General features: G+C 53.1%; 23 protein-coding genes, 2 tRNA genes and 4 other RNA genes. 16 read left to right on the top strand and 13 right to left on the bottom strand.

Annotated elements, in window-relative coordinates; all coding sequences use genetic code 11:
* Positions 1-456: 456 nt before the first annotated feature.
* Positions 457-3144, top strand: coding sequence for a bifunctional acetaldehyde-CoA/alcohol dehydrogenase (gene adhE, locus IV493_RS07785; protein WP_013358047.1), 2688 nt, complete (start codon positions 457-459; stop codon positions 3142-3144).
* Positions 3145-3212: 68 nt separating this feature from the next.
* On the opposite strand, the gene tdk is transcribed toward adhE, so the two are convergent.
* Positions 3213-3833 (bottom strand): thymidine kinase, encoded by a 621-nt coding sequence (gene tdk / locus IV493_RS07780; protein ID WP_033783265.1) that lies wholly within the window; start codon positions 3831-3833, stop codon positions 3213-3215.
* Between the two features lie 408 nt (positions 3834-4241).
* On the opposite strand from tdk, the gene hns reads away from it, so the two are divergent.
* A complete protein-coding gene (gene hns / locus IV493_RS07775) occupies positions 4242-4652 on the top strand; it encodes a histone-like nucleoid-structuring protein H-NS (protein WP_013358049.1) in 411 nt (136 codons plus the stop codon).
* Between the two features lie 76 nt (positions 4653-4728).
* Here hns and IV493_RS07770 read toward each other — a convergent pair whose 3' ends face one another.
* The 5 genes from IV493_RS07770 to rssA form a co-directional block, all read right to left on the bottom strand.
* A complete protein-coding gene (locus tag IV493_RS07770) occupies positions 4729-5736 on the bottom strand; it encodes an NAD-dependent epimerase (protein WP_013358050.1) in 1008 nt (335 codons plus the stop codon).
* A 14-nt stretch (positions 5737-5750) separates the two neighbouring features.
* Positions 5751-7091, bottom strand: a complete 1341-nt coding sequence (locus IV493_RS07765; protein WP_013358051.1) for a UDP-glucose/GDP-mannose dehydrogenase family protein — start codon at positions 7089-7091, stop codon at positions 5751-5753.
* A gap of 22 nt (positions 7092-7113) precedes the next feature.
* The gene (gene galU / locus IV493_RS07760) at positions 7114-8022 is read right to left on the bottom strand and encodes a UTP--glucose-1-phosphate uridylyltransferase GalU (RefSeq protein WP_013358052.1); all 909 of its coding nucleotides are present in this window, start codon (positions 8020-8022) and stop codon (positions 7114-7116) included.
* Positions 8023-8215: 193 nt separating this feature from the next.
* Positions 8216-9232, bottom strand: a complete 1017-nt coding sequence (gene rssB, locus IV493_RS07755) for a two-component system response regulator RssB (protein ID WP_013358053.1) — start codon at positions 9230-9232, stop codon at positions 8216-8218.
* A 99-nt stretch (positions 9233-9331) separates the two neighbouring features.
* A complete protein-coding gene (gene rssA / locus IV493_RS07750; protein WP_013358054.1) occupies positions 9332-10237 on the bottom strand; it encodes a patatin-like phospholipase RssA in 906 nt (301 codons plus the stop codon).
* Between the two features lie 96 nt (positions 10238-10333).
* Here rssA and IV493_RS07745 point away from each other — a divergent pair, with 96 nt between their 5' ends.
* From IV493_RS07745 to xthA, 9 genes are all read left to right on the top strand, one after another.
* Positions 10334-10789: a YchJ family protein gene (locus tag IV493_RS07745; RefSeq protein ID WP_071822179.1), complete on the top strand. Its 456-nt coding sequence runs from the start codon at positions 10334-10336 to the stop codon at positions 10787-10789.
* Positions 10790-10845: 56 nt separating this feature from the next.
* Entirely contained in the window at positions 10846-11694 is an 849-nt protein-coding gene (purU, locus tag IV493_RS07740; RefSeq protein ID WP_003852258.1) for a formyltetrahydrofolate deformylase, read from the top strand.
* 144 nt (positions 11695-11838) lie between these two features.
* Positions 11839-11923: transfer RNA gene (locus IV493_RS07735), tRNA-Tyr, on the top strand.
* Positions 11924-11962: 39 nt separating this feature from the next.
* Positions 11963-12047, top strand: a tRNA-Tyr gene (locus tag IV493_RS07730).
* A gap of 40 nt (positions 12048-12087) precedes the next feature.
* Positions 12088-12215, top strand: a non-coding RNA gene (locus IV493_RS07725) — RtT sRNA.
* A gap of 40 nt (positions 12216-12255) precedes the next feature.
* A non-coding RNA gene (locus tag IV493_RS07720) (RtT sRNA) lies at positions 12256-12383 on the top strand.
* 39 nt (positions 12384-12422) lie between these two features.
* Positions 12423-12550, top strand: a non-coding RNA gene (locus tag IV493_RS07715) — RtT sRNA.
* A gap of 41 nt (positions 12551-12591) precedes the next feature.
* Positions 12592-12718, top strand: a non-coding RNA gene (locus tag IV493_RS07710) — RtT sRNA.
* 170 nt (positions 12719-12888) lie between these two features.
* Positions 12889-13695: an exodeoxyribonuclease III gene (xthA, locus tag IV493_RS07705; RefSeq protein ID WP_033783267.1), complete on the top strand. Its 807-nt coding sequence runs from the start codon at positions 12889-12891 to the stop codon at positions 13693-13695.
* 33 nt (positions 13696-13728) lie between these two features.
* On the opposite strand, the gene IV493_RS07700 is transcribed toward xthA, so the two are convergent.
* The 3 genes from IV493_RS07700 to IV493_RS07690 form a co-directional block, all read right to left on the bottom strand.
* A complete protein-coding gene (locus IV493_RS07700; protein ID WP_095707112.1) occupies positions 13729-14040 on the bottom strand; it encodes a YnjH family protein in 312 nt (103 codons plus the stop codon).
* Positions 14037-15953 (bottom strand): DNA topoisomerase III, encoded by a 1917-nt coding sequence (locus IV493_RS07695; protein ID WP_095707111.1) that lies wholly within the window; start codon positions 15951-15953, stop codon positions 14037-14039. The genes IV493_RS07700 and IV493_RS07695 overlap by 4 nt, the downstream gene beginning before the upstream one ends.
* Before the next feature lie 193 nt (positions 15954-16146).
* The gene (locus IV493_RS07690) at positions 16147-16698 is read right to left on the bottom strand and encodes an NAD(P)H nitroreductase (RefSeq protein WP_195858033.1); all 552 of its coding nucleotides are present in this window, start codon (positions 16696-16698) and stop codon (positions 16147-16149) included.
* A 173-nt stretch (positions 16699-16871) separates the two neighbouring features.
* Between IV493_RS07690 and sppA the strand changes: the two genes are divergently transcribed.
* The 3 genes from sppA (at position 16872) to pncA (ending at position 20458) form a co-directional block, all read left to right on the top strand.
* On the top strand, positions 16872-18734 hold the full coding sequence (gene sppA / locus IV493_RS07685; RefSeq protein ID WP_195858032.1) for a signal peptide peptidase SppA: 1863 nt from the start codon (positions 16872-16874) through the stop codon (positions 18732-18734).
* A gap of 85 nt (positions 18735-18819) precedes the next feature.
* The gene (ansA, locus tag IV493_RS07680) at positions 18820-19833 is read left to right on the top strand and encodes an asparaginase (protein ID WP_033783270.1); all 1014 of its coding nucleotides are present in this window, start codon (positions 18820-18822) and stop codon (positions 19831-19833) included.
* A 16-nt stretch (positions 19834-19849) separates the two neighbouring features.
* Positions 19850-20458 (top strand): bifunctional nicotinamidase/pyrazinamidase, encoded by a 609-nt coding sequence (gene pncA / locus IV493_RS07675; RefSeq protein WP_161734016.1) that lies wholly within the window; start codon positions 19850-19852, stop codon positions 20456-20458.
* Between the two features lie 29 nt (positions 20459-20487).
* Here the strand turns inward: pncA and IV493_RS07670 are convergent, their stop codons facing one another.
* Together IV493_RS07670 and msrB are read right to left on the bottom strand one after the other, a co-directional pair.
* The gene (locus IV493_RS07670; protein WP_013358061.1) at positions 20488-20769 is read right to left on the bottom strand and encodes a YeaC family protein; all 282 of its coding nucleotides are present in this window, start codon (positions 20767-20769) and stop codon (positions 20488-20490) included.
* Positions 20770-20773: 4 nt separating this feature from the next.
* Complete coding sequence (msrB, locus tag IV493_RS07665) at positions 20774-21184, bottom strand: peptide-methionine (R)-S-oxide reductase MsrB (RefSeq protein ID WP_013358062.1); 411 nt, start codon at positions 21182-21184, stop codon at positions 20774-20776.
* 340 nt (positions 21185-21524) lie between these two features.
* On the opposite strand from msrB, the gene gapA reads away from it, so the two are divergent.
* Both gapA and IV493_RS07655 read left to right on the top strand, forming a co-directional pair.
* The gene (gapA, locus tag IV493_RS07660; RefSeq protein WP_013358063.1) at positions 21525-22523 is read left to right on the top strand and encodes a glyceraldehyde-3-phosphate dehydrogenase; all 999 of its coding nucleotides are present in this window, start codon (positions 21525-21527) and stop codon (positions 22521-22523) included.
* A gap of 74 nt (positions 22524-22597) precedes the next feature.
* The gene (locus IV493_RS07655) at positions 22598-23491 is read left to right on the top strand and encodes a D-hexose-6-phosphate mutarotase (RefSeq protein ID WP_195858031.1); all 894 of its coding nucleotides are present in this window, start codon (positions 22598-22600) and stop codon (positions 23489-23491) included.
* 2 nt (positions 23492-23493) lie between these two features.
* Here IV493_RS07655 and IV493_RS07650 read toward each other — a convergent pair whose 3' ends face one another.
* Together IV493_RS07650 and IV493_RS07645 are read right to left on the bottom strand one after the other, a co-directional pair.
* Complete coding sequence (locus tag IV493_RS07650; protein WP_147789152.1) at positions 23494-24345, bottom strand: aldo/keto reductase; 852 nt, start codon at positions 24343-24345, stop codon at positions 23494-23496.
* 72 nt (positions 24346-24417) lie between these two features.
* On the bottom strand, positions 24418-25167 hold the full coding sequence (locus IV493_RS07645; RefSeq protein ID WP_095707106.1) for a MipA/OmpV family protein: 750 nt from the start codon (positions 25165-25167) through the stop codon (positions 24418-24420).
* Positions 25168-25170 lie beyond the last annotated feature (3 nt).

Below are 25170 nucleotides of genomic sequence, written 5' to 3'. Positions count from 1 at the left end.
ATAACTCCGTACCACAGGGGGAAAACGCGCCTAATGTATGTGAAAACGTGCAGAGACGCCAGATGTGCGCCTGGCTATTTATCCTGATGAACAGCAAAGCATTTAGCGCTTTCCGCCAGAGATTAAAAAGTGGCTGGATTTAGCCACTACCATAAGGGCTAAGCGCAGGAGCAGACCGGCTTAACAGAAAAGCAGTAAAAAGGGGTGCTGAAAGGTGTCAGCTTGCGCTTAAATTGATCTGCATCAAAATTGACCTACCCCAAACCAGGTAATCTTTTCTTAACGGAAGTATAAGCGTCAGCGAAAGAAAGCTCTTTAACGCCAGCAGAAGACTCGTTCAGTAAACAGTTGAAAATCCACGCGTTACCTGCCAGCCAGTCACGTTATTTCAGCGTGACTATACTCAGGACGCAGGATTGTTTACTAAAAAAGTTTAACTTCCTTCAGGAGAACACCATGGCCGTAACCAATGTCGCTGAACTCAATGCACTGGTCGAACGTGTAAAAAAAGCCCAGCGTGAATATGCCAACTTTTCTCAACAACAGGTCGACGCCATCTTCCGTGCCGCCGCCCTTGCCGCCGCAGACGCCCGAATCCCGCTAGCTAAGATGGCCGTTGCCGAATCCGGTATGGGCATCGTCGAAGACAAAGTCATTAAAAACCACTTTGCTTCTGAGTATATCTACAACGCCTATAAAGATGAAAAGACCTGTGGCGTGTTGGCCACTGATGATACGTTCGGTACTATTACCATCGCCGAGCCGATTGGCCTGATTTGCGGTATCGTCCCGACCACCAACCCAACCTCAACCGCCATCTTCAAAGCGTTAATCAGTCTTAAAACCCGTAACGGCATTATCTTTTCGCCCCACCCACGCGCCAAAGACGCAACAAACAAAGCTGCCGATATCGTCTTACAGGCCGCCATTGCTGCCGGTGCGCCTAAAGACATTATCGGCTGGATCGATGCCCCGTCTGTTGAGCTGTCAAACCAGCTGATGCATCACCCTGACATCAACCTGATTCTCGCCACCGGCGGTCCGGGCATGGTGAAAGCGGCATACAGCTCCGGTAAACCGGCGATTGGTGTCGGTGCCGGTAACACGCCGGTAGTGATCGATGAAACTGCCGATGTGAAACGTGCCGTTGCCTCCATTCTGATGTCGAAAACCTTTGATAACGGGGTGATCTGCGCCTCTGAACAATCTGTCATTGTGGTTGATTCAGTTTATGACGCCGTGCGTGAACGTTTCGCCAGCCATGGCGGCTACATGCTGCAGGGTGCTGAACTGAGCGCTGTACAGAATATCATCCTGAAAAACGGCGGCCTGAATGCGGCCATCGTGGGTCAGCCTGCCTTCAAAATTGCAGAGATGGCGGGTCTCAGCGTGCCACCGAGCACTAAGATCCTGATTGGTGAGGTAAAACTGGTGGATGAGTCTGAGCCATTCGCCCACGAAAAACTCTCACCTACCCTCGCGATGTATCGGGCAAAAGATTTCCAGGATGCCGTAGATAAAGCGGAGAAACTGGTCGCCATGGGCGGTATCGGTCACACCTCCTGTCTTTACACCGACCAGGATAACCAGACTGAGCGCGTGCACTACTTCGGCGACAAAATGAAAACCGCGCGTATTCTGATCAATACCCCTGCCTCTCAGGGCGGTATCGGTGACCTCTACAACTTTAAACTGGCACCGTCTCTGACGCTGGGTTGTGGTTCCTGGGGCGGTAACTCTATTTCAGAGAACGTCGGTCCAAAACACCTGATCAATACCAAAACTGTCGCCAAGCGAGCTGAGAATATGTTGTGGCATAAACTTCCTAAATCCATCTACTTCCGTCGGGGTTCACTGCCAATTGCGCTGGAAGAGGTGGCAACGGACGGCGCGAAACGTGCCTTTATCGTCACTGACCGCTTCCTGTTCAATAACGGTTATGCTGACCAGGTGACCCGCGTGCTGAAATCACACGGCATCGAGACTGAAGTATTCTTCGAAGTTGAAGCTGACCCAACGCTGAGCATCGTACGCAAAGGTGCAGAGCAGATGAACAGCTTTAAACCTGACGTCATCATTGCGCTGGGCGGCGGTTCCCCAATGGATGCCGCGAAAATCATGTGGGTGATGTACGAACATCCGGAAACCCACTTCGAAGAGCTGGCATTACGTTTCATGGACATCCGTAAACGTATCTACAAGTTCCCGAAAATGGGCGTCAAAGCACGCATGGTTGCCATTACGACAACCTCAGGTACCGGTTCAGAAGTCACACCGTTCGCTGTGGTAACCGATGATGCGACCGGTCAGAAATATCCTCTGGCTGACTATGCATTGACGCCGGATATGGCGATTGTTGATGCCAACCTGGTGATGGATATGCCGCGTTCACTCTGCGCCTTCGGTGGTCTGGATGCGGTAACCCACGCGCTGGAAGCCTATGTTTCCGTGCTGGCAAATGAATACTCTGATGGTCAAGCGCTGCAGGCACTGAAACTGCTGAAAGAGAACCTGCCGGCCAGCTATGCCGAAGGTGCTAAAAACCCGGTGGCGCGTGAACGCGTTCACAATGCCGCGACTATCGCCGGTATTGCGTTTGCCAACGCCTTCCTCGGGGTCTGTCACTCAATGGCACACAAACTGGGTTCAGAGTTCCATATCCCACACGGTCTGGCGAATGCCCTGTTAATCTCGAACGTTATTCGCTACAACGCGAATGACAACCCGACCAAACAGACCGCGTTCAGCCAGTATGATCGTCCACAGGCGCGCCGTCGTTACGCTGAGATTGCTGACCACTTAGGTCTGAGCGCACCGGGCGACCGCACCGCGCAGAAAATTGAGAAGCTACTGGCATGGCTGGACGAGATCAAAACTGAACTCGGTATTCCGACCTCAATCCGCGAAGCCGGTGTGCAGGAAGCGGACTTCCTGGCGAAAGTCGACAAACTGGCCGATGATGCGTTCGATGACCAGTGTACTGGCGCGAACCCACGCTATCCGCTGATTGCTGAGCTGAAACAGATTATGCTCGATACCTACTACGGACGTGAATTTGTCGAACCGTTCTCAAGTGTCGCCGAAGCCGTAGCTGAGCAGCCGGTAAAAGGCGTGAAAGTTGATAAGAAAGTGAAAAAAGTCTGATAGACCGCTTCTGACTATGTGATAAAAAAACCCGCCTCGGCGGGTTTTTTATTGCCTGAATGACGCGGTTAATTCAGCGGAGTCTGTGCGCCGTGAATCGCCTGTAACGATCCCTGCTCTATCGCCTGTTTATAATGCTTACGGCAGACAGAGATATAGCGTTCATTACCGCCAATGACCACCTGCTCGCCTTCACTGAAAGGTTTACCTTCGCTATCCAGTCGCAGCACCATGCTCGCCTTGCGGCCACAGTGACAAATGGTTTTCAGTTCAACCAGCTTATCTGCCCATGCCAGCAGATACTGACTGCCCACAAACAGTTCACCACGAAAATCGGTTCTCAGGCCATAGCAGAGCACCGGAATATCCAGATCGTCTACGACATCAGAGAGCGCTTTAACCTGCTCCCGGGTCAGAAACTGACTCTCATCAACCAGCACGCAGTGGATTGGCTGCGCAGCATGTTCGGCGGCAATGTCGCTGTAGAGTGCGGTTTCAGCATTGTAGAGCATGGCCGGCGACGAGAGTCCGATACGGGAACTCACCTGCCCGGCACCGAACCGGTTATCGATCTCAGCGGTATAGACCAGCGAACGCATGCCGCGCTCCTGATAGTTATAGGAGGATTGCAGCAGTGCCGTCGATTTCCCTGCATTCATAGCAGAGTAATAAAAATAGAGTTGAGCCATAGGAGCGTATCTTCATCAGGACTTAACGGAATGGCGCGCATATTATCACAAAGTGCAGGTAATACGTTGCGCTGTAGCGGTAATTAAAGCGTAACGGCTGAGTGATTATTCCACTTCGTGCTTCACAGGGTGCCGGTTATGTACACTTCACGCTGGATAAGTTTTGCTTATTTTACCCGCAACAAAAGGAATGACATTTTTGTTACCAGGCTAAATACATTAAACTTATTGCATATCAGACCCGCGGAAACTATTTTTTATTTGCCATTACCGTGGAATTTTGAGGGTGATTATTTTAATTACTCTGGCAATTATCGTTCTGAATATTTTTTTAAGATTGAAGTTATTTAATGTCACCACTACTATTAGCGGGCAACACAACTTTTCCCTTATTCAGAGACCAGGACAATGAGCGAAGCACTAAAAGTTCTTAATAATATCCGTACGCTGCGCGCCCAGGCCAGAGAGTATTCCGTCGAAACACTGGAAGAGATGCTGGAAAAACTGGACGTGGTGGTAAAAGAACGCCGCGAAGAAGAGTCACATTTTCAGGCAGAAAATGAAGAACGCACCCGTAAGCTTAATCAGTATCGTGAAATGCTGCTGGCGGATGGAATCGACCCGAATGAACTGATTAACACGCTGAACGCCGCTCCCCGCGCTGCGGCAAAAGGTAAACGCTCAGTGCGTCCGGCCAAATATGGTTATACCGATGAAAAAGGCGAATCCAGAACCTGGACAGGTCAGGGACGGACTCCGGCCGTGATTAAAAAGGCGCTTGAAGAACAGGGTAAATCACTGGACGATTTTTTACTGTAATGCATACGGCTTCGCCGCTTAAGCGTTAGCCTGATAACCAATAAAAAAGGAAGCCGAAGCTTCCTTTTTCTGTTAATCAGACGCGGTAGAAATCGCGATACCAGTCAACGAAGTTTTTAACGCCCTCTTCGACCCCGGTCTGCGGTTTAAAACCAATAGCCTTATACAGCGCTTCGGTATCCGCACTGGTTTCCAGTACGTCGCCGGGCTGCATTGGCATCAGATTCTTCTTCGCCGTAATCCCCAGGGCTTTCTCAATCGCTTCGATATAGTTCATCAACGTAACCGGCTGACTGTTACCAATATTGTAAACCCGATAAGGCGCAGAGCTGGTTGCGGGTGAACCGGTTTCAACGGTCCAGTTATCATCCTGTTGCGGAATAACATCCTGCAGGCGGACAATCGCTTCAGCAATATCGTCAATATAGGTAAAGTCGCGTTTCATCTGGCCCTGGTTATAAACATCTATCGCTTCACCCGCAATCATTGCCCGGGTGAACTTAAAGAGTGCCATATCGGGACGGCCCCATGGACCGTAAACGGTAAAGAAGCGCAGTCCGGTCGTCGGCAACTGATAAAGATGTGAGTAAGTGTGCGACATTAACTCATTAGCTTTTTTGGTCGCCGCATATAAAGAAACCGGGTGATCAACGCTGTCTTCGGTTGAGAACGGCATTTTGCGATTCAGGCCATAAACTGAACTTGATGAAGCGTAGAGCAGATGTTCAATTTTATGATGACGGCAGCCTTCAAGAATATTGAGGTGACCGATCAGATTTGAGTCTGCGTAGGCATGGGGGTTTTCAATGGAGTACCTGACGCCAGCCTGAGCGCCAAGGTGAATAACGCGCTGGAATGTGTGCTGGTCGAACAGTGACGCAATTGCGTCACGGTCCGCCAGATCCATCTCAATAAATGTAAAACCGGAATCAGCTTTAATTAAATCGAGACGGGCATGCTTGAGATTTACGTCGTAATAATCATTCAGGTTGTCGATACCGACAACCTGGTGACCGGCGGCCAGCAGACGCTGACTGACATGAAAACCAATAAAGCCTGCGGCGCCGGTGACCAGAAAGTTCATAAATCCCTCGTTAATTATGCAGTTTGAATAGACGCTCCGCGGCCGATTGCATAATAAACGAAACCGCGTTTGCTGATACGCTCTGGATCATACAGGTTACGACCATCAAAAATCACGGCTTCTTTCAGTGCATTTTTGATAACGTCGAAGTCAGGCGCACGGAAGTTTTGCCACTCCGTACAGATGACCAGACCGTCTGCGCCCTGCAGTGCGGCTTCTTTGGTACCCATCAGCTTCAGATCGCTGCGGTGACCATAGATGCGCTGCGCTTCATCCATCGCTTCAGGGTCAAACGCCTGAACAGATGCGCCTGCTTCCCACAGCGTTTCCATCAGCACACGGCTGGAGGCTTCACGCATGTCGTCAGTGTTCGGCTTGAATGACAGGCCCCAGAGTGCAAACGTTTTACCTTTCAGATCGTCACCAAAATGACGCTTAATGAAGGTAGGCAGCTTGTTTTTCTGGTTGTCATTCACATCTTCCACCGCCTGCAACAGACGTGGCTGATAGCCAATGGACTCTGCGGTACGGATTAACGCCTGCACATCTTTCGGGAAGCAGGAGCCGCCGTAGCCACAGCCAGGATAGATAAAGTGGTAGCCAATGCGGGGATCAGAACCGATACCCTGGCGTACTTTCTCAATATCCGCGCCTAAACGTTCAGCCAGGTTAGACATCTCGTTCATAAAGCTGATTTTGGTTGCCAGCATGCAGTTTGCGGCATACTTGGTCAGCTCTGCGCTGCGGATATCCATCATGATCATGCGATCGTGGTTACGGTTAAACGGCTCATAGAGCTCGCGTAACAGTTCGACCACGTCGTCGTTGTCAGTACCGACAACAATACGCTCCGGACGCATACAGTCATTAACTGCTGCACCCTCTTTCAGGAATTCCGGATTTGAAACCACATCGAAGGTGATGTTGGCGTCACGCGCTTTCAGCGCTTCCGTCATTACTGCACGAACTTTGTCTGCTGTGCCAACCGGAACGGTTGATTTGTCGATAACCACTTTGTGATCGTTCATATGCTGCGCAATGGTGCGCGCTACGGCGGTCACATATTTCAGATCGGCAGAGCCGTCTTCGTCCGGTGGTGTACCAACTGCAATAAACTGCATAACACCATGGTTTACGCCCAGCTCAGCATCAGTGCTGAACTTCAGACGACCCGCTTCGTAATTGGACATTACCAGCGGCGTTAAACCTGGTTCGAAAATAGGAATGATGCCTTTTTTCAGATTTTCGACTTTATTAGCGTCGACATCAATGCAGAGAACGTCATGTCCGACTTCGGCTAACACCGCAGCCTGAACCAGACCGACATAGCCGATACCAAATACAGTGACTTTCATCGAGTTATCCTGTGTTTATGAATTACTTTTTGTTGCCAACTGCGCCATCGAGCCATTCAGAGAAATCTTTGCCCAATACCGGATGACGAACACCGTACTCAACGAAAGCCTGCATGTAGCCCAGCTTGTTACCACAGTCATGGCTCACGCCTTTCAGGTGATAAGCTTCGACAGTCTCTTTTTCCATCAGCATCGCAATGGAGTCAGTCAGCTGAACTTCGCCGCCTGCACCTGGAGGCGTTTTCGCCAGCAGAGGCCAGATGTCTGAAGACAGCACATAACGACCTACAACGGCCAGGTTTGATGGTGATTCTGACGCTTTAGGCTTCTCAACCACACCGACCATAGGTGCGCTGTCGCCTGGGTTCAGTTCTGCGCCCTGGCAATCAACAACGCCGTACGCGGTAACATCGGCAACCGGCTCAACCATGATCTGGCTGCGGCCAGACTCTTCATAACGGCTCAGCATCTCTGCCAGGTTATCTTTGGTTGGGTTGGATTCATATTCGTCGATGATGACGTCTGGCAGGATGACCGCAAATGGCTCATCACCGATCAGCGGGTGCGCACACATCACAGCGTGACCCAGACCTTTAGCGATGCCCTGACGGACCTGCATAATGGTAACGTGTGGCGGGCAGATAGACTGGATTTCATCCAGCAGCTGACGCTTAACGCGTTTTTCCAGCATTGATTCCAGTTCGAAGCTGGTATCAAAGTGGTTTTCGATGGCATTTTTTGATGAATGCGTAACCAGCACAATTTCGTTGATGCCAGCAGCGATACACTCGTTAACGACATACTGGATTAACGGCTTATCAACCAGCGGTAACATCTCTTTTGGAATCGCTTTGGTAGCCGGGAGCATACGCGTACCCAAACCCGCTACCGGGATTACCGCTTTTTTTACTTTGGTATTATTGGCAGACATTAAGATACCTCTCTCATAGGCCGTTCAAGTTAATACTTGATATGTCGGTTTAAAATCGGAAATGAGTATATCAGTTAGTATCGAACGGATTTATCCTGGAAGGGACCAAACCGTCGAAATTAAGACTATTACCCAACTGTAAAGCTAAACTCTGGCCCTGAGATCAGCACCAGAATCTCACTGTTTTTTGCACTTATTCTTCCGTGGACAGCATCAGCCGGATACGACCGCCCGCGCCCCAGACGTGGCACTGCCAGTTGTCTGCGCGCTGACTGATTTGATTAAGATGGGTGCTGCCCATAGTGCCAAGCGGGACACCATTACTGAGCTGAATCTGATGGGCATGAACATGAAGCGTGGCGTTTAATCCGGCCGAAACCAGAATCAGATTTTTTAAACCGCGATGATAGTAACCCACCAGCAGCGGGAACTGACCGCTCAGGTTCGCCTGGCGCAGCAGCAGATTGACCTGTCTGAGTAGTCCATTCAGCTCCGGCAGACGCTGTTTTTGGCCCGTAAGCTGCTCCTGCAGCAGGCCATTAAACAGTGCACGCAGTAATAGCGCCGCCAGCACGCCGTTATCACCGGCGCGCGTCACGTCGAGACAGTAGAACGCCAGATCTTTATCGGAGAGTGCCGCGATATCAAGTACCAGCCCAGGCTGCTCGGCCATCGTCAGCTGACGATAGTTAATCCGGCAGTTAGCAATGGTCTGTTGCACCGGCGGCTGGAGTTGCTTGAGCAGCTTGGCGGCTGCTTTTGGATCGCGAACCAGCGCATCCCAGTCCTGGAAAAGCTGCTCATCCTCTTCCACCTTTGAGGTGAACATTGAGGGATAAAGGCACTCATAAACCGCTTCACGGAAGCGTTCGAAGTTTTTGAGTGGCTTAAGCAGCACATCCTGCACCCCAAGACGCAGTACGTGGGCGATATCGGACATGTTTTCAGTGGCCGAGATGATCAGAATCGGCACGACATTGCCACGGGTACGAATATGCTCAACGAACTGGATGCCACTCATACGGGGCATTTCCAGATCGCAGATAATCAGGTCGACAGTATGCTGTTGTAGTTGTGCAATTGCTTCCAGACCATCTTCCGCTTGTAACGTCACAGCACCCATCGATAACAAAAATTGGTCCAGCAACGAACGGAAAACAGCCTCATCTTCGACAATGAGTATCTTTTTGCCGAGTAGTGGTTTTTCCATTCTTTCCCCCTGCGTACCAGATAATTCAATAGTGGTTCATAAAACGCAGTTGCGCCTTTCAGAATTGCCCGAAGTCACCGTTTTGAATGAACAACCTGATTATCTGCCACGGACCAGTGGTAATAGTTCATCCATTTTCTTCTCTACGGCGGCCCTGCCTGCCTCAATGGCCTCTTCAGCACGATGAAAGTCCAGCGTCGAAATTTGCGGACAGACCGGCTGTATCAAAACATCGGGCGGATCGCCTGCCATACGGTTTCGCTTAAGACGATTCTCCAGCACCTGGATAGAGGTAGACATAATCTCCATCGCGCCAGGTGACTGAGATGCACGGCGCTGAGTGAAATTCACCAGGCGCTGTCGCAACTTTCCACTCCAACTCAATGCCGCTGCGGCGGCTTCTTCTTCACTGTTCTGAGGTGTAACGGAAAAGAGATCCTGCTGCATTAAATGTGCGTCATGCTGTAAGTCAACGGCGATAACAATGTCTGCCCCTAGGGCACGCGTCAGTGAAATCGGCACCGGGTTCACGACGGCGCCATCCACCAGCCAATACCCATTGTAGCCCACCGGCGGTAATAAACCTGGCATACTGCAGGATGCGCGTACCGCCTGATGAAGATCGCCTTCAGTCAGCCAGAGCTCACGCCCCGTACTCAGGTTGGTCGCCACCACGCCGAAGGGTTTATTACAGTGCTCTATCGCATCATTCGGGATCAACTGACGGACATGGCTGAATACCCGCTCGCCGCGTAATAGCCCGCCACGCTGCCATGAGACATCCATCAGGCGAATTACATCCCAGTAGCGAAATGCGCTCACCCATTTCTGCATCAGCGGCAGACGGTTATTCACATAGGCAGACCCGACCAGTGCGCCGACTGAGCAGCCTGCAACAACGTCGATCTCAATGCCCGCACGTTCCAGCGCGTTAATCACGCCAATATGCGCCCATCCTTTGGCCGCTCCAGACCCCAGAGCCAATCCAATTTTTACCTTTCTCATTTGTATCTGGTCCTGCCGTCAATACGTAGCGTCACAACGTGGGGTCAGCTAACATAGCGCGCTTGTGAAAACGACTCATCATTCCCGGGAGACAATGTGTCAGAAACCTGCCCATGTTGTAGCGGAGAGCAGTATAGCGTATGTTGCGGGCCCTTTCTGCAGGGTAACCAGATTCCTGTTACAGCTGAACAACTTATGCGATCCCGTTATTGCGCCTATGTTCAGCATAATGCGGACTATCTGGTTGCAACCTGGCATCCTGAGAAACGCCATCCGGCGCTGTCGGGGCTTTTATCTGAAAGTTTTCCAGGCACCGAATGGCTTAGCCTGAATGTAACCCGTTGTAATCATGGAAGCCATGAGAACGAAGCTTTCGTTACCTTTTTTGCGCGATACCGCGAGAAAACCAACATTCATACCATTCATGAGTGTTCACGCTTTCTTCGCGAGGATCAACGCTGGTACTATGTTGACGGAACAGAACCGCCCGTGGGGCGTAACGATCCCTGCCCGTGCGGCAGTGGCAAAAAATACAAAAAATGTTGTGGTTAAGCTGACGGCTACCCCAGCGGTTTACACCCTAATGCTTTGACAGGACTCTGATTGAGATGCAAGCGCAAACCATGCAAAGAAAAGTTTTACGAACCATTTGTCCCGATGCAAAAGGTCTGATCGCCAAAATCACCAATATTTGTTACAAGCACGAACTTAATATCGTGCAGAACAATGAGTTTGTTGATCATCGCACCGGGCGTTTTTTCATGCGCACCGAGCTGGAAGGGATTTTTAACGACAATACACTGCTCGCCGATCTCGACAGCGCCCTGCCGCAGGGTTCCGTGCGGGAACTTCACAGTGCCGGTCGCCGTCGCGTGGTGATTCTGGTGACTAAAGAGGCACACTGCCTGGGCGATCTGTTAATGAAGAGCGCATTTGGCGGCCTGGATATGGAAATTGCAGCGGTAGTGGGTAACCACGACACCCTGCGTTCACTGGTTGAGCGTTTCGATATTCCGTTTGTGCTGGTGAGTCATGAGGGGCTGACGCGTGAAGAGCACGATAACCGCATGGTAGAAGAGATTGACCGCTATCAGCCCGATTACGTGGTGCTGGCAAAATATATGCGCGTTCTGACGCCCGCTTTCGTGCAGCGTTATCCGAACCAGATTATCAATATTCATCACTCCTTCCTGCCCGCCTTTATCGGAGCCCGCCCTTACCATCAGGCTTATGAGCGTGGCGTGAAAATCATCGGTGCTACCGCGCACTACGTGAATGACAATCTCGATGAAGGTCCAATCATCATGCAGGATGTGATTAACGTCGATCACAGCTACACCGCGGATGAGATGATGCGTGCCGGTCGCGACGTAGAAAAGAACGTCCTGAGCAACGCTCTGTACAAAGTATTGGGACAGCGCGTGTTCGTTTACGGTAACCGTACGATTATTCTTTAATCAGCCAGGGCGCTGAATTGTCTGCAGATTCAGCGCTACGTGTAAAAAGTGGGCAAACAGTTGCGGTTTTGCCAGTGGGCGCTTTACACCCTTATCGCATTTGGTATGATGCGCCCCGCTTTAAGAGACAAAGATTCAGGCCATGGTGGGATTCCCGAGCGGCCAAAGGGAGCAGACTGTAAATCTGCCGTCACAGACTTCGAAGGTTCGAATCCTTCTCCCACCACCATCTGAATCTGAATCATCTTAAGCCACTTCAAATATCCCTGGTGGGATTCCCGAGCGGCCAAAGGGAGCAGACTGTAAATCTGCCGTCACAGACTTCGAAGGTTCGAATCCTTCTCCCACCACCATCTTGCATGTTGCAGACAATCCCAAACTAACTCAAAAGCTTCCTGTTCTGCGGGGAGAGGGATGAGAACCTTCGATCAAGGTTCGTGTCGAGCATCGCGAGACAACGCGCTTCAGCGCGGCCCGGAGGGTGAGGCGCAACGCGCCGAATAATCCTTCTCCCACCACCATTTTGCATGTTGCAGACAATCCCAGACTAACTCAAAAGCTTCCTGTTCTGCGGGGAGAGGGATGAGAACCTTCGATCAAGGTTCGTGTCGAGCATCGCGAGACAACGCGCTTCAGCGCGGCCCGAAGGGTGAGGCGCAACGCGCCGAATAATCCTTCTCCCACCACCATCTTGCATATCGCACTCCATCCAAAAAAATATCAAAGCCTCCTGTTCTGCGGGGAGAGGGATGAGAACCTTCGATCAAGGTTAGCGTCGAGCATCGCGAGACAACGCGCTTCAGCGCGGCCCGAAGGGTGAGGCGCAACGCGCCGAATAATCCTTCTCCCACCACCATCTTGCATATCGCACTCCATCCCAAAACAAATATCAAAGCTTCCTGTTCTGCAGGGAGAGGGATGAGAACCTTCGATTAAGGTTCGGGTCGAGCTTGCGAGACAACGCGCTTCAGCGCGGCCCGGAGGGTGAGGCGCAACGCGCCGAATAATCCTTCTCCCACCACCATCTTGTATATCGCACACGACTCCCAAAAAATATCTGAGCCCCTTGTTCTGCCTTACACCTCCTCACGTTTCTTACCCGCTTTCGCACAATCTCAGCCTGTTCTGCCATGACTTCTTCAATAAAAATCGCTACCATCTTTGCCCATTACTCGCTGAACAATGGTCGATCTCATGAAATTTGTTTCATTTAACATCAATGGGTTGCGTGCCCGCCCGCATCAGCTTCAGGCGCTTGTCGAACAGCATCAGCCCGATGTGATCGGTCTGCAGGAAACCAAGGTCCACGACGACATGTTTCCGCTGGAGGAGGTGGCAAAGCTTGGCTATCACGTCTTTTATCATGGACAGAAAGGCCACTACGGCGTGGCGTTGCTAACCAAAGCGCAGCCCGTTTCAGTGAGCCGGGGCTTTCCGGGCGATGACGAAGAGTCCCAGCGCCGCCTGATCATGGCGGAAATCCCCAGCCCGATTGGCGACATCACAGTGATCAATGGCTATTTCCCACAGGGCGAGAGTCGCGATCATCCCACCAAGTTCCCGGCTAAAGAGAAGTTTTATCGCGATCTGCAACGCCTGCTGACCGACGATCTGCCTGCCGATAAACCGGTTCTGGTTATGGGCGACATGAATATCAGCAGCACCGATCTGGATATTGGCATTGGTGAGGAGAGCCGCAAGCGCTGGCTGCGCACCGGCAAATGCTCTTTCCTGCCGGAAGAGCGTGAGTGGATGGATCGCCTGCTGGGCTGGGGACTGGTGGATACCTGGCGCGAGCACAACCCGGAGGTGGCGGACCGTTTCTCCTGGTTCGATTATCGTTCGAAAGGGTTTGATGATAATCGTGGCTTACGCATTGATTTAGTGCTGGCAAGTAAAAATCTGGCATCACACTGCGTTGAGAGCGGCATTGATTATGAGATTCGGGGCATGGAGAAGCCGTCTGACCACGCCCCCATCTGGTCAACCTTCCGCTTTTAATTAATGGTCGCGAGGCAGAACGCCACGCGACGGCTATTTCACTATTTGCCAGATCAGATTGTTGGTGCCAAGAGACTGTTCATCACGCGCGCACTGCAGCAGCACACCCTCAGATTTCACTACCGCGCCTTCTGTGTAGTTGCGGTTCTCAAAAATACAGCAGCGGAGACAGTCCTGCTGGCGTCTCTCTGACTGCGTCCAGGCTTCCGGCGGCATATCCACCACCACATCTGTGTTCACACCGTTGCTGCCCTGTTGTGGCATCGACTGATAACGACTGTTGGCCTGCACTGCGCTGGTCACCAGCGTCAGAGCCACGACCAGAAATACCGAATAATGCCTCATTCCGTCTCCTTCACTTTACGCCTGGTTTTGCGCACCGGACGTTTCTGTCCGGTGGACGGTAATCCCCGAAATGCATGCGCCGCAGGCTGCTGCCGCGCCTGCTGGATAAGGCCGGTTAAGGTCTGCACCAGCGGCTGCATAAACTCATCATAGCGGCAGGCCTTTTCGCTGATACGCGTCAGTGTCGATTCCCACTGCGCCGTCATATCCGGGCGCGCTGCCAGATCGGGCAGAGAGTGAATCAGGGCGCGTCCGGCATCCGTGGAATTGATGTAACGGCCCTTCTTCACCAGGAAGCCACGACGAAACAGTAATTCGATAATGCCGGCGCGTGTGGCTTCCGTTCCTAAACCATCGGTCGCACGCAGCACTTTCTTTAATTCTTTATCCTGAACGAAACGGGCGATGCCGGTCATTGCAGAAAGAATGGTGGCATCGGTAAACGGTCGAGGCGGCTGAGTCTGCTTCGCCAGCACCTCGCCACGCTCACACAGCAACTCATCGCCTTTCGCCACTACCGGCAGCGGCATGCCGTCGTTCTCTTCATCCCGCTCTTTGCTGCCCAGCAGCGCACGCCAGCCAGCCTCTGCGAGGAAGCGCGCTTTCGCCATAAACTTTCCGCCCGCAATATCAAGATCGATGACACATTTACGGAATACCGCATCCGGGCAGAACTGCATCAGATACTGGCGCGCTACCAGCTCATAAATGTGCTGTTCGTTTTCACTGAGCTTAACCGCGCTGCTTCGGGCCGTGGGAATAATGGCATGGTGAGCATCGACTTTTTTATCGTCCCAGCAGCGATTTCTGCGATCGGCGTTAAAGTCTGCTGGTGGCGTGAGCTGGGGCTGATGCGCCTGTATCGCCTTCAAGACCGTATGACGACCGGCAAAATGCTCTTCCGGCAGATAGCGGCTGTCTGAACGCGGGTAGGTAATCAGTTTGTGGGTTTCATAGAGCCGCTGACAGGTGTCCAGGACCGTCTGGGCACTCAGTCCGTAACGTTTCGCGGCCTCGATCTGCAGACTGGACAGGGAGAATGGCAATGGAGCGACGTCATTTTCGCGCTTATCGCTGTAGGCCGTGACGATGGCGGGCTGACCGGTGATACGCGCCACCACATGATCGGCCAGTGCGCGTTTGAGCAGCCGTCCCTCTTCATCCTGCCACGGCTCACAGGCTTCGCTGGGGATCCAGCTGGCAACAAATCTGGCACCATCAGGCGTGAGGATATGCGCTTTAACTTCGAAGTAGTCTTTCGGCACGAAGTTCTCGATCTCTTCATCGCGCCGCACTACCAGCCCCAGCACCGGTGTCTGTACCCGGCCTACTGACAGCACACCATCGTAGCCGGCATTGCGTCCCAGCAGCGTCCAGGCGCGGGTCATATTGATGCCGTAGAGCCAGTCAGCCCGGGCGCGGGCCAGCGCAGAGACGCACAGCGGGATAAACTCGCGATTCTCACGCAGGCGATTTACGGCGCGATCCACTGCCTGAGGGTTAAGATCGTTGATCAGACAGCGCTGCACTTTACTGCGTTTTTCAGCGGGCAGGTTCAGGTAATCCAACACCTCATCCACCAGCAACTGCCCTTCCCGATCCGGGTCACCGGCATGTACCACTTCACTCGCCTGCGCCAGCAGACCCTCCACCACTTTCAGCTGCTTCGCAACCGACGGACGTGGTTTCAGCTGCCATTTTTCCGGAATAATCGGCAAATCGTTCAGCGACCAGCGCGCGTAACGGCTGTCATAACTGTCGGGCTGCGCCTGCTCAAGAAGGTGTCCCACGCACCAGGTGACGATCTGATCGTTGCCGCAGGCAATAAAGCCATCACCGCGGCGATGCGGTTTCGGCAGCACATCTGCGATAGCACGCCCAAGGCTCGGTTTTTCCGCAATAAACAAACGCATTGAATCAGGACATCCTTAACATCAGGGGAACACAGTGATAACCGGTTGTTCGCTGTCGGTTTGAATCTCGCGGGCTATGTTAGCCTGGCAGGGCTTCGGGTGTAAGCATGACGCACGGTGTTAGCGATCGTTCGCACAGGAACCGTGCAACAGGCAGGGCTGAAATGCACCCTGCCGGAACCGGACAGGCAGATCAGAAGTAACGGACGAAAGGCGCAGTGTCTGGCGGGAGCACCGTAGTGCTGGATTTCAGTTGCGGGGTACCCAGGTAAAGGAAGCCGACGATGGCATCCTGCTCGCGGCAGCCAAAGCCCTGCCGGACCTGCTCGTCATCGGTCCAGGGACCGCTGCGCCAGATACCGTTGTACCCCTGAGCAAGCGCCGCCATCTGCATCGCCATCACTGCACAGCTGGCCGAGGCAATCTGTTCCCAGCGTGGCACTTTGTGGTGCGCTTCGCAATGTGCCACCACTGTAATGATCATCGGTGCGCGAAACGGCGCCTGGCTTGCTTTATTAATCGCCTTTTCATCCAGCTGGCTATCGCGTGCCGCCTTCTCCAGCAGCTGACTCATCCGGTCACGCCCTTCATTTTCTACAATGATGAAGCGCCAGGGTTGCAGCGTGCCGTGATCCGGGGCGCGCATACCCGCCTGCAGGATATTTTCCAGTGCGTCACCCGCCGGTGCCGGCTCAGTCAGGCGTGAAGCCGAACGTCGGTTGACCAGTAACTCCAGTGCGTCCATGTTTCTCTCCCGATCTCTGTAATGTTGCCATTATCCTGGCACAGGCAGATTTTTTGTAACAGTGCGCAGTGATTTCCTGCTGACTTTTAACACGCCGCTCTTTAGGATGAGCTCGTCGGGGAAGTCTGGTCCGCGCGGCGGCCACTTCCTGCTACATATTTATGGAGAGTCTGATGCGCACATTGTGGCGAATAATTGCAGGTCTGTTCCGCTGGAGCTGGCGGGTATTGAATTTTATCAGGGAATTCATTCTGAATATTTTCCTGATTTTATTGATTGTGGTGGGTGTGGGGATCTGGCTGCAGGTCAGCGGATCGGGCGGCAGTTCAGCGCCGATTCAGCAGGGCGCACTGAAAGTCGATCTCAGCGGCGTACTGGTGGATAAACCGTCGGTAAGCAACCGTTTGAGTAAAATTGGCCGCCAGCTGCTGGGTGCCAGCAGTGACCGCTTACAGGAAAATTCGCTGTTTGATGTGGTCGATGCCATTCGCCAGGCAAAGGGCGACAGCAATATTAAAGGCATGGTGCTGGATTTACGCGAATTTGCCGGTGGCGATCAGCCTTCGCTGCAATATGTGGGTAAAGCGCTGCGTGAATTCCGCGACAGCGGCAAGCCAATTTATGCTCTGGGCGACAGCTACAGCCAGGCGCAATACTACCTTGCCAGCTACGCCACAAAAATCTATCTGTCGCCGCAGGGCACAGTGGATCTGCATGGCTTCGCCACCAACGGACTCTATTACAAAACCCTGCTGGAGAAGCTGAAAGTCACCTCACACGTCTTCCGTGTCGGGACCTACAAATCAGCGGTCGAGCCGTTCCTGCGTGACGACATGTCACCCGCGGCACGTGACGCTGATAGCCGCTGGGTAGGTCAGCTGTGGCAGAACTACCTGAATACCGTGGCGGCGAATCGCCAGCTGACGCCGGAACAACTCTTCCCGGGCGCAGCAGCGATCATTGCTGGTTTAAACGCGGTTAAAGGCGACACCGCGCAATATGCGCTGGATAACAAGCTGGTCGATGCCCTGGGTTCCCGTGCAGCAGCCGATCAGGAGCTGGTGAAAACCTTTGGTCTGGATAAGCAGAGCAACGATTACCGTAGCGTCAGCATCTATGACTACAGCGTGAAACCGGCCTCCTCGCAGCAGGATGGCAACATTGCGGTCGTCATGGCCAGCGGTGCCATCATGGATGGCGAAGAGACGCCGGGCAACGTCGGTGGCGACACGACAGCCGCTCAGATCCGCGATGCGCGTCTCGATCCAAAAATCAAAGCGATTATTCTGCGAGTGAACAGCCCGGGTGGCAGCGTGACAGCTTCGGAAGCGATTCGTGAAGAGCTGGCGGCGGCCCAGGCCGCAGGTAAGCCGATTGTGGTCTCTATGGGCGGCATGGCGGCATCCGGCGGTTACTGGATCTCAACGCCTGCCAGCTACATTGTGGCGAACCCCAGCACGCTGACCGGCTCGATTGGTATCTTCGGCGTGATCAATACGCTGGAGAACAGTCTGGACAGCATTGGCGTGCACACGGATGGCGTCGCGACCTCCCCGCTGGCGGATATCTCCACCACCAAAGCGCTGCCAGCGGAGGTTCAGCAGCTGATGCAGCTGACTATCGAAAATGGTTACCGCAATTTTGTGGGTCTTGTGGCGAAGTCGCGTCATAAAACTCCAGAGCAGATTGATGCGATAGCGCAGGGCCATGTCTGGACCGGCAGCGATGCCAAAGCCAATGGTCTGGTGGATGCGCTGGGTGACTTCGATGATGCCGTGAAGAAGGCGGGCGAGCTGGCGAAAGTCAGTAAACCCATGCTGAGCTGGTATCAGGATGAACCGACCTTCCTGGATATGGTGCTGGGCCAGATGAACGCCTCGGTACAGGCCGTATTGCCGGATACGCTGAAAGCCTGGCTGCCTGCACCAATGCTGGATGTCATGAGTGCCATGAAAGCCCAGCCGGGTCTGTTCGACAAGCATAACGATCCTCAGAACCGTTATGCCTTCTGCCTGAACTGCGGCGAAGTGCGATAAACCTCTCAGCCCGGCCGCTGGTCGGGCTGCTTTTCCCCGCTATTCCCCTTATACTGCGCGTTTTATGGCGAGTCTGAGTTCTCTAATGCAAAAGAAAAACATCTACGTAGCCTACACGGGCGGGACAATCGGTATGCAGCGCTCTGCGCAGGGCTATATTCCGGTCTCAGGGCACCTGCAGCAGCAGCTGGCGAATATGCCCGAGTTCCACCGCCCCGAGATGCCTGATTTCACCATTCATGAATATCAGCCGCTGATCGACTCATCGGACATGACCCCGGAAGACTGGCAGTTTATCGCCAACGATATCCGGCAAAATTACGATCGCTATGATGGCTTTGTGATTCTGCATGGCACTGACACCATGGCGTTTACCGCTTCCGCGCTCTCGTTCATGCTGGAAAATCTGGCCAAGCCGGTGATCGTGACCGGGTCGCAGATTCCCCTGGCGGAGCTGCGCTCAGATGGTCAGCAGAATCTGTTAAATTCGCTCTATGTGGCGGCTAACTACCCGATTAGCGAAGTGTCTCTGTTTTTCAATAACACACTTTATCGCGGTAACCGTACTACCAAGGCCCATGCCGATGGCTTCAACGCCTTCGCGTCGCCGAACCTCTCTGCACTACTGGAAGCGGGCATTCATATTCGCCGCCTCAATACGCCACCTGCCCCATCCGGTCAGGGCGAACTGAAAGTTCACACCATTACGCCTCAGCCCATTGGCGTGGTCACCATCTACCCTGGAATTTCCGCCGACGTGGTGCGTAACTTCCTTCGTCAGCCGGTTAAGGCGCTGATTCTGCGTTCTTATGGCGTGGGCAATGCCCCGCAGAACAAGGAATTTCTGGCCGAACTTCAGCAGGCCAGCGAACGTGGTATCGTGGTTGTGAACCTGACCCAGTGTATTTCAGGCAAGGTGAATATGGGCGGATACGCCACCGGCAATGCGCTGGAAGAGGCTGGTGTGATTAGCGGATTTGACCTGACGGTAGAAGCCGCGCTGACCAAGCTACACTTTTTACTCAGCCAGGAACTCTCTGCCGATCAAATCCGTGCCAGAATGCAGCAGAATTTGCGCGGCGAACTGACTGAAGACTGAAACGGAGCGACATGTAATGAAGCGGGCACTCATCATTATTGATATTCAGAACGATTTTTGCCCCGGCGGCCCGATGGCAGTCCATGAGGGCGACCACACGGTCGAGGTGGCCAATCGCTATGCGCGGCTGTTCCGTGAAAACGGTGAATGCGTACTGGCCCTGCAGGACTGGCACCCGGCCGATCACGGCAGCTTTGCCTCGGTTTCCGGTGAGCCGGTCTACACACTGGGCGAGTTAAATGGTCTGGCGCAAATCTGGTGGCCCGATCACGGCATTCAGGGCTCAGCAGGTGCGGACTTCCATCCCGGTCTGGATCGTTCACTGTTCGATGCGACGTTCCATAAAGGTGAAGATCAGGATGTCGACAGCTACAGCGCCTTTTTTGATAATGGCCACCGTCGTAAAACCGAGCTGGATAGCTGGCTACGTGAGCGTGGCATCACCCATCTGGTGATGCTGGGGCTGGCGACAGATTACTGCGTGAAATATAGCGTGCTGGATGCGCTGGAATTGGGGTATCACGTCGAGGTGGTCAAAGAAGGCTGCCGCGGCGTCAATCTGAATCCTGAGGACAGTGAAATCGCCTTTGCTCAGATGACGGCTCAGGGCGCGATTCTGATTTAAAAATGGAGCTGGCATAACGCCAGCTTTTTTTAGTGCAGATGAATGCGGGTGACATCCGGGTCGATGCCGAACGCTTCTTTCAGCTCTTTTTTCGACTTCATCACCATCTCGCCGCCCTTAGCGATGGTCATATGCTGCGGCGCATCGTTGTGTCTTGCCTGCCACAGCATAACCAGTTGCAGGCAGTTGTCGCGCTGCTCCTGCGTCAGTGCCACGCCATCCGGCCATTTTCCAATCTCAACTGCTGTTGCCAGTCGTTCGTAGACTTCAGGTGTCATCGACGCAAGCATTGCTTCAAGTTGTTCCTTCATCGCCTTACCCTTTGGTCTGTTCGCCCTGCTCGTCAGTGAAATTCAGCGAGGCGGAGTTAACACAGTAGCGTTCACCGGTCGGTTGCGGACCATCGGGGAAGACATGCCCCAGATGCGCATCGCAACTCCCGCAGCGGATCTCAACACGCTGCATGCCATGAGAGTTGTCTTCGATATAGCGAATCGCATCATCATTCACCGGCTGGTAAAAACTGGGCCAGCCACAGCCTGAATCATATTTGGTCTCTGAGAGGAAAAGTGGCGCCTCACAAACCAGACAGTGGTAGATCCCTTCCTGCTTGTTGTGGAGCAACGCGCCGCTGTAAGGCGGTTCCGTTCCGCGATGCTGAGTGACGTAGCGCTGCATTTCAGTCAGCTGCGCAATTTTTGCTTCGGGTGCGGTGTCTTTAGCCATTTTAGGATTCCGGGAAGTGCCATTCTGAAAAATTCGACTATTATTCTAACAAACGATCAACATTACTGGGTCTTTTTTTGTGCTCACCCTTTAATGCTGTTCACTGCAAAGCGTAATTGTGACTTCGATCACCTTTTATCCCGGGCATCCCTATATATTCGGCGATTGATTCGACGAAACGCGATAACATTGGCGGCGCGCAAGCGGTTGCGCATTGAATTATTCCTCTCAGGCGAATTGACCTGTCGCAACAATTGACACGATTCCGCTTGACGCCTGGTAAGGTTTTTGTAATTTTACAGGCAACCTTTTATTCACTAACAAATAGCTGGTGGAATATATGACTATCAAAGTAGGTATCAACGGTTTTGGCCGTATCGGTCGCATCGTTTTCCGTGCTGCTCAGAAACGTTCTGACATCGAAATCGTTGCTATCAACGACCTGCTGGACGCGGATTACATGGCGTACATGCTGAAGTATGACTCTACGCACGGTCGTTTCGACGGCACCGTAGAAGTTCAGGATGGCGCACTGGTCGTTAACGGTAAAAAAATCCGTGTTACTGCTGAGCGTGATCCGGCCAACCTGAAGTGGGATGAAGTGGGCGTTGACGTTGTTGCTGAAGCAACCGGTATCTTCCTGACCGACGAAACCGCGCGTAAACACATCACCGCAGGTGCTAAGAAAGTCGTTCTGACCGGTCCATCTAAAGATGACACCCCTATGTTTGTTCGTGGTGCAAACTTCGACAAATATGATGGCCAGGATATCGTTTCTAACGCTTCCTGTACCACTAACTGCCTGGCACCACTGGCAAAAGTCATCAACGATAAGTTTGGTATCGTTGAAGGTCTGATGACCACCGTTCACGCTACTACTGCGACTCAGAAAACCGTTGATGGCCCGTCTCACAAAGACTGGCGCGGCGGCCGTGGCGCATCGCAGAACATCATTCCTTCATCAACTGGCGCAGCAAAAGCCGTTGGTAAAGTTCTGCCAGAGCTGAACGGCAAACTGACTGGTATGGCATTCCGCGTACCTACCCCTAACGTTTCCGTTGTTGACCTGACCGTGCGTCTGGAAAAAGCGGCTTCTTACAAAGAAATCTGTGCTGCAATCAAAGCGGCTGCAGAAGGTGAGATGAAAGACGTTCTGGGCTACGTTGAAGATGACGTGGTTTCTACCGACTTCAACGGCGAAGTCCTGACTTCAGTATTCGATGCTAAAGCGGGTATCGCGCTGAACGACAACTTTGTGAAACTGGTTTCCTGGTACGACAACGAAACTGGCTACTCAAACAAAGTTCTCGACCTGATTGCGCTGGTTTCTGCTAAATAAGGCAGACAGACATCATTGAGATTAAGGGCGACTTCGGTCGCCCTTTTTTTGATCCGCACAGGAAGGAATCGAACATGCAAGATAAACTGTTTTCTCTGCCCGTGGCTACGCAGATCTCCCCTTACCTTTCGCAGCGTCAGGTTGGCGAATTACCGACGATTGTTGTCAGTCATCCAAAAGTACGGGCAGCGATCACGCTGCAGGGCGCGCACCTGATCGCCTGGCAGCCGAGTGGCGAAAAGCCGGTACTGTGGCTGAGCGACAAGAGTCTGTTTTCACCGGGCAAAGCGATTCGTGGCGGCGTACCGATCTGCTGGCCCTGGTTTGGTCCGGCAGGCGAACCGGCACACGGTTTTGCCCGGATTCAGACATGGAAGCTTACGGCGCATGATGAGAATGAAGATGGCGTAATGCTGACGCTAGTGCTTGAGAGCAACACTCAGACGCTGAAACTGTGGCCACACGAATTTACCCTGATCGCCCGTTTCCGCCTGGGTCAGCATTGTGAGATTGAACTGGAAGCGCATGGTGACTTTGAAGCCACGGCAGCCCTGCATAGCTACTTTACCGTCAGTGACATCAACGGCGTTGAGGTTTCCGGTCTGGGCAACAGCTATATCGACAAAGTAAATAACGGTGAGGTTGCCAGCAGTGATGGCAAACAGCGCTATCCGGGACGCATCGACCGTATATTCACTGCAGCAGAAGATTGCTCGGTCATCAATGATACAGCCGGTGAGCGACAGATCGAAGTTTACCACCACCATCACAGTGACGTTGTCACATGGAATCCGGGTGTGGAACTCTCCTGCAGTATGGCGGATATGGCGAATGAAGGTTATAAGACAATGGTTTGTGTAGAGACGGCCCGAATCAGTAAGCCGCTGCGCAGTGCGGGTGAAAAACCGGCACGCCTGGCCACAACGTTCCGTCTTAAGAAGAAAGTCGCAGCCAGCGACAAAGCTTAGGGCTAAACGATATCCAGCGGTAATTTATGCTGTGGTGCTGGCCAGGCACGATCGATGAGCTGTAACTCTTCATCGGTCAGTTCCACCTCTAGCGCCGCAGCATTTTCCTGGACGTGAACCACAGAACTGGCTTTGGGAATGGCAATGACGCCAGGCTGACAAATTACCCAGGCCAGCAGTAATTGCGCCACGCTGATGCCCTTCTGTTGTGCAATCTGATTCAGCACCACATCAGTAAACAGTGCGTCCCGCAACCGTCCAGCCTGTGCCAGCGGACAATAGGCCATCACCGGCACGCCACGCTGCTGACAGACGGGCAGCAGATCAAATTCAATACCGCGTGAAGCCAGATGGTAGAGCACCTGATTGGTCGCGCACTGATTGCCTCCGGGTTCGTCCCACAGTTCGGCCATATCATCAGTATCAAAATTCGAGACGCCCCAGTGACGAATCTTGCCCTGCTGCTGCAGGCGCTCCATGGCGCGCAGAGTCTCTTCCAGCGGAATATTACCGCGCCAGTGCAGCAGATAGAGATCAAGGTAATCGGTCTGCAGACGGCGCAGGCTGCGTTCACAGGCTTCAATGGCATCTACTTCGCCGGCATTCCACGGATAGACCTTCGACACCAGCAACGCTTTATCGCGACGCCCCAGCAGTGCCTGCCCGACCACCTCTTCAGCGCCGCCGTCTGCATACATTTCGGCGGTATCAATCAGCTGCAATCCACACTCAAGACCTGCCTGTAATGCCGTGACTTCGCCGGCCCGCTGCGCCGGGTTTTCGCCCATATACCACGTGCCCTGACCGATTACCGGCAGTTCGCTGAAGCCAGCGAAGTTGATCGTGTTGCGCATTCTGCTCTCCCGCCTCATTCTGAGGCCCCATAAAAGAACAGAGGGCACTGGGTGCCCTCTTTCGGTGCGTTATCAGAAGGTGTAGCTGACACCTGTCCAGATCGTCGTCTGCCCGCTCTTATCAATCATCGGGCTGTCTTTGATTTCGCTGTCGAAGCGGGTGTAACGTCCCACCACGCCAACATTCCACTGCGCTGCAATCTGATAGCTGGCACTCAGCTCAACATAAGGTGACCAGCTGTCGTCCGGATTGTAACGACTGATGCCGGTACGTGCGCTTTCATGCGCGGAAACACCGTAATAATAACGATTTTGATTGGCGCTATTCCACATGGCACCGATGCCAGGCGTCAGGCTGAAGTCGCCCATCTGGATGGGGTACAGGTAAGTCAGGTCCCAGATTATGCCGTTGCTGTTATTGAGCACGTCGCCCAGCAATGCCGTGCGGACAACCCCCCAGTCGGCGGTGTGGCGATAGGTTGCGCCACCCATCAGCGTCATGCGGCGCTTATCCAGCCCTTTCATATCGCCCAGATCGTTGTCGCTGGGTTTGTACTCCTGCGGTGAGCCCAGCAGCGTCAGCGAGAGCTGATTCTGAGGATCTTTCCACAGGTAGTAACCGCCCTGCAGGCTGCGGAACCAGAAGTCTTCACCCTCATAATTGATGACCGGAACCGGAAGATAACGGTCCTGTCCGCCACGATAAGGTGAGTCGGCATAGATGACCGATGCCCCTACAGAGAGCGGAGCGGCATTGGCGTGCGCCGCCAGTAAATAACAGGGTAAAAGTGCAACAAGCGTCTTAAATTTGAATTGGTTCACAAT

The sequence above is a fragment of the Pantoea sp. SM3640 genome, from assembly GCF_015654165.1.
In the GTDB taxonomy this organism is placed as follows: domain Bacteria; phylum Pseudomonadota; class Gammaproteobacteria; order Enterobacterales; family Enterobacteriaceae; genus Pantoea; species Pantoea vagans.
The sequence above is the reverse complement of the archived record's forward strand: the minus strand, read 5'-3'. Positions and strand labels throughout refer to the sequence as shown.

Excerpts from the sequence above, each read along its gene's own strand:
- tdk (WP_033783265.1), bottom strand. The coding sequence starts at position 3,833 with ATGGCTCAACTCTATTTTTATTACTCTGCTATGAATGCAGGGAAATCG.
- IV493_RS07655 (WP_195858031.1), top strand. The coding sequence starts at position 22,598 with ATGCAAGATAAACTGTTTTCTCTGCCCGTGGCTACGCAGATCTCCCCT.
- adhE (WP_013358047.1), top strand. The coding sequence starts at position 457 with ATGGCCGTAACCAATGTCGCTGAACTCAATGCACTGGTCGAACGTGTA.
- hns (WP_013358049.1), top strand. The coding sequence starts at position 4,242 with ATGAGCGAAGCACTAAAAGTTCTTAATAATATCCGTACGCTGCGCGCC.
- rssB (WP_013358053.1), bottom strand. The coding sequence starts at position 9,232 with ATGGAAAAACCACTACTCGGCAAAAAGATACTCATTGTCGAAGATGAG.
- gapA (WP_013358063.1), top strand. The coding sequence starts at position 21,525 with ATGACTATCAAAGTAGGTATCAACGGTTTTGGCCGTATCGGTCGCATC.
- IV493_RS07770 (WP_013358050.1), bottom strand. The coding sequence starts at position 5,736 with ATGAACTTTCTGGTCACCGGCGCCGCAGGCTTTATTGGTTTTCATGTC.
- IV493_RS07650 (WP_147789152.1), bottom strand. The coding sequence starts at position 24,345 with ATGCGCAACACGATCAACTTCGCTGGCTTCAGCGAACTGCCGGTAATC.
- IV493_RS07765 (WP_013358051.1), bottom strand. The coding sequence starts at position 7,091 with ATGAAAGTCACTGTATTTGGTATCGGCTATGTCGGTCTGGTTCAGGCT.
- IV493_RS07690 (WP_195858033.1), bottom strand. The coding sequence starts at position 16,698 with ATGGACGCACTGGAGTTACTGGTCAACCGACGTTCGGCTTCACGCCTG.
- rssA (WP_013358054.1), bottom strand. The coding sequence starts at position 10,237 with ATGAGAAAGGTAAAAATTGGATTGGCTCTGGGGTCTGGAGCGGCCAAA.
- msrB (WP_013358062.1), bottom strand. The coding sequence starts at position 21,184 with ATGGCTAAAGACACCGCACCCGAAGCAAAAATTGCGCAGCTGACTGAA.
- ansA (WP_033783270.1), top strand. The coding sequence starts at position 18,820 with ATGCAAAAGAAAAACATCTACGTAGCCTACACGGGCGGGACAATCGGT.
- sppA (WP_195858032.1), top strand. The coding sequence starts at position 16,872 with ATGCGCACATTGTGGCGAATAATTGCAGGTCTGTTCCGCTGGAGCTGG.
- IV493_RS07700 (WP_095707112.1), bottom strand. The coding sequence starts at position 14,040 with ATGAGGCATTATTCGGTATTTCTGGTCGTGGCTCTGACGCTGGTGACC.
- IV493_RS07670 (WP_013358061.1), bottom strand. The coding sequence starts at position 20,769 with ATGAAGGAACAACTTGAAGCAATGCTTGCGTCGATGACACCTGAAGTC.
- pncA (WP_161734016.1), top strand. The coding sequence starts at position 19,850 with ATGAAGCGGGCACTCATCATTATTGATATTCAGAACGATTTTTGCCCC.
- IV493_RS07695 (WP_095707111.1), bottom strand. The coding sequence starts at position 15,953 with ATGCGTTTGTTTATTGCGGAAAAACCGAGCCTTGGGCGTGCTATCGCA.
- xthA (WP_033783267.1), top strand. The coding sequence starts at position 12,889 with ATGAAATTTGTTTCATTTAACATCAATGGGTTGCGTGCCCGCCCGCAT.
- purU (WP_003852258.1), top strand. The coding sequence starts at position 10,846 with ATGCAAGCGCAAACCATGCAAAGAAAAGTTTTACGAACCATTTGTCCC.
- galU (WP_013358052.1), bottom strand. The coding sequence starts at position 8,022 with ATGTCTGCCAATAATACCAAAGTAAAAAAAGCGGTAATCCCGGTAGCG.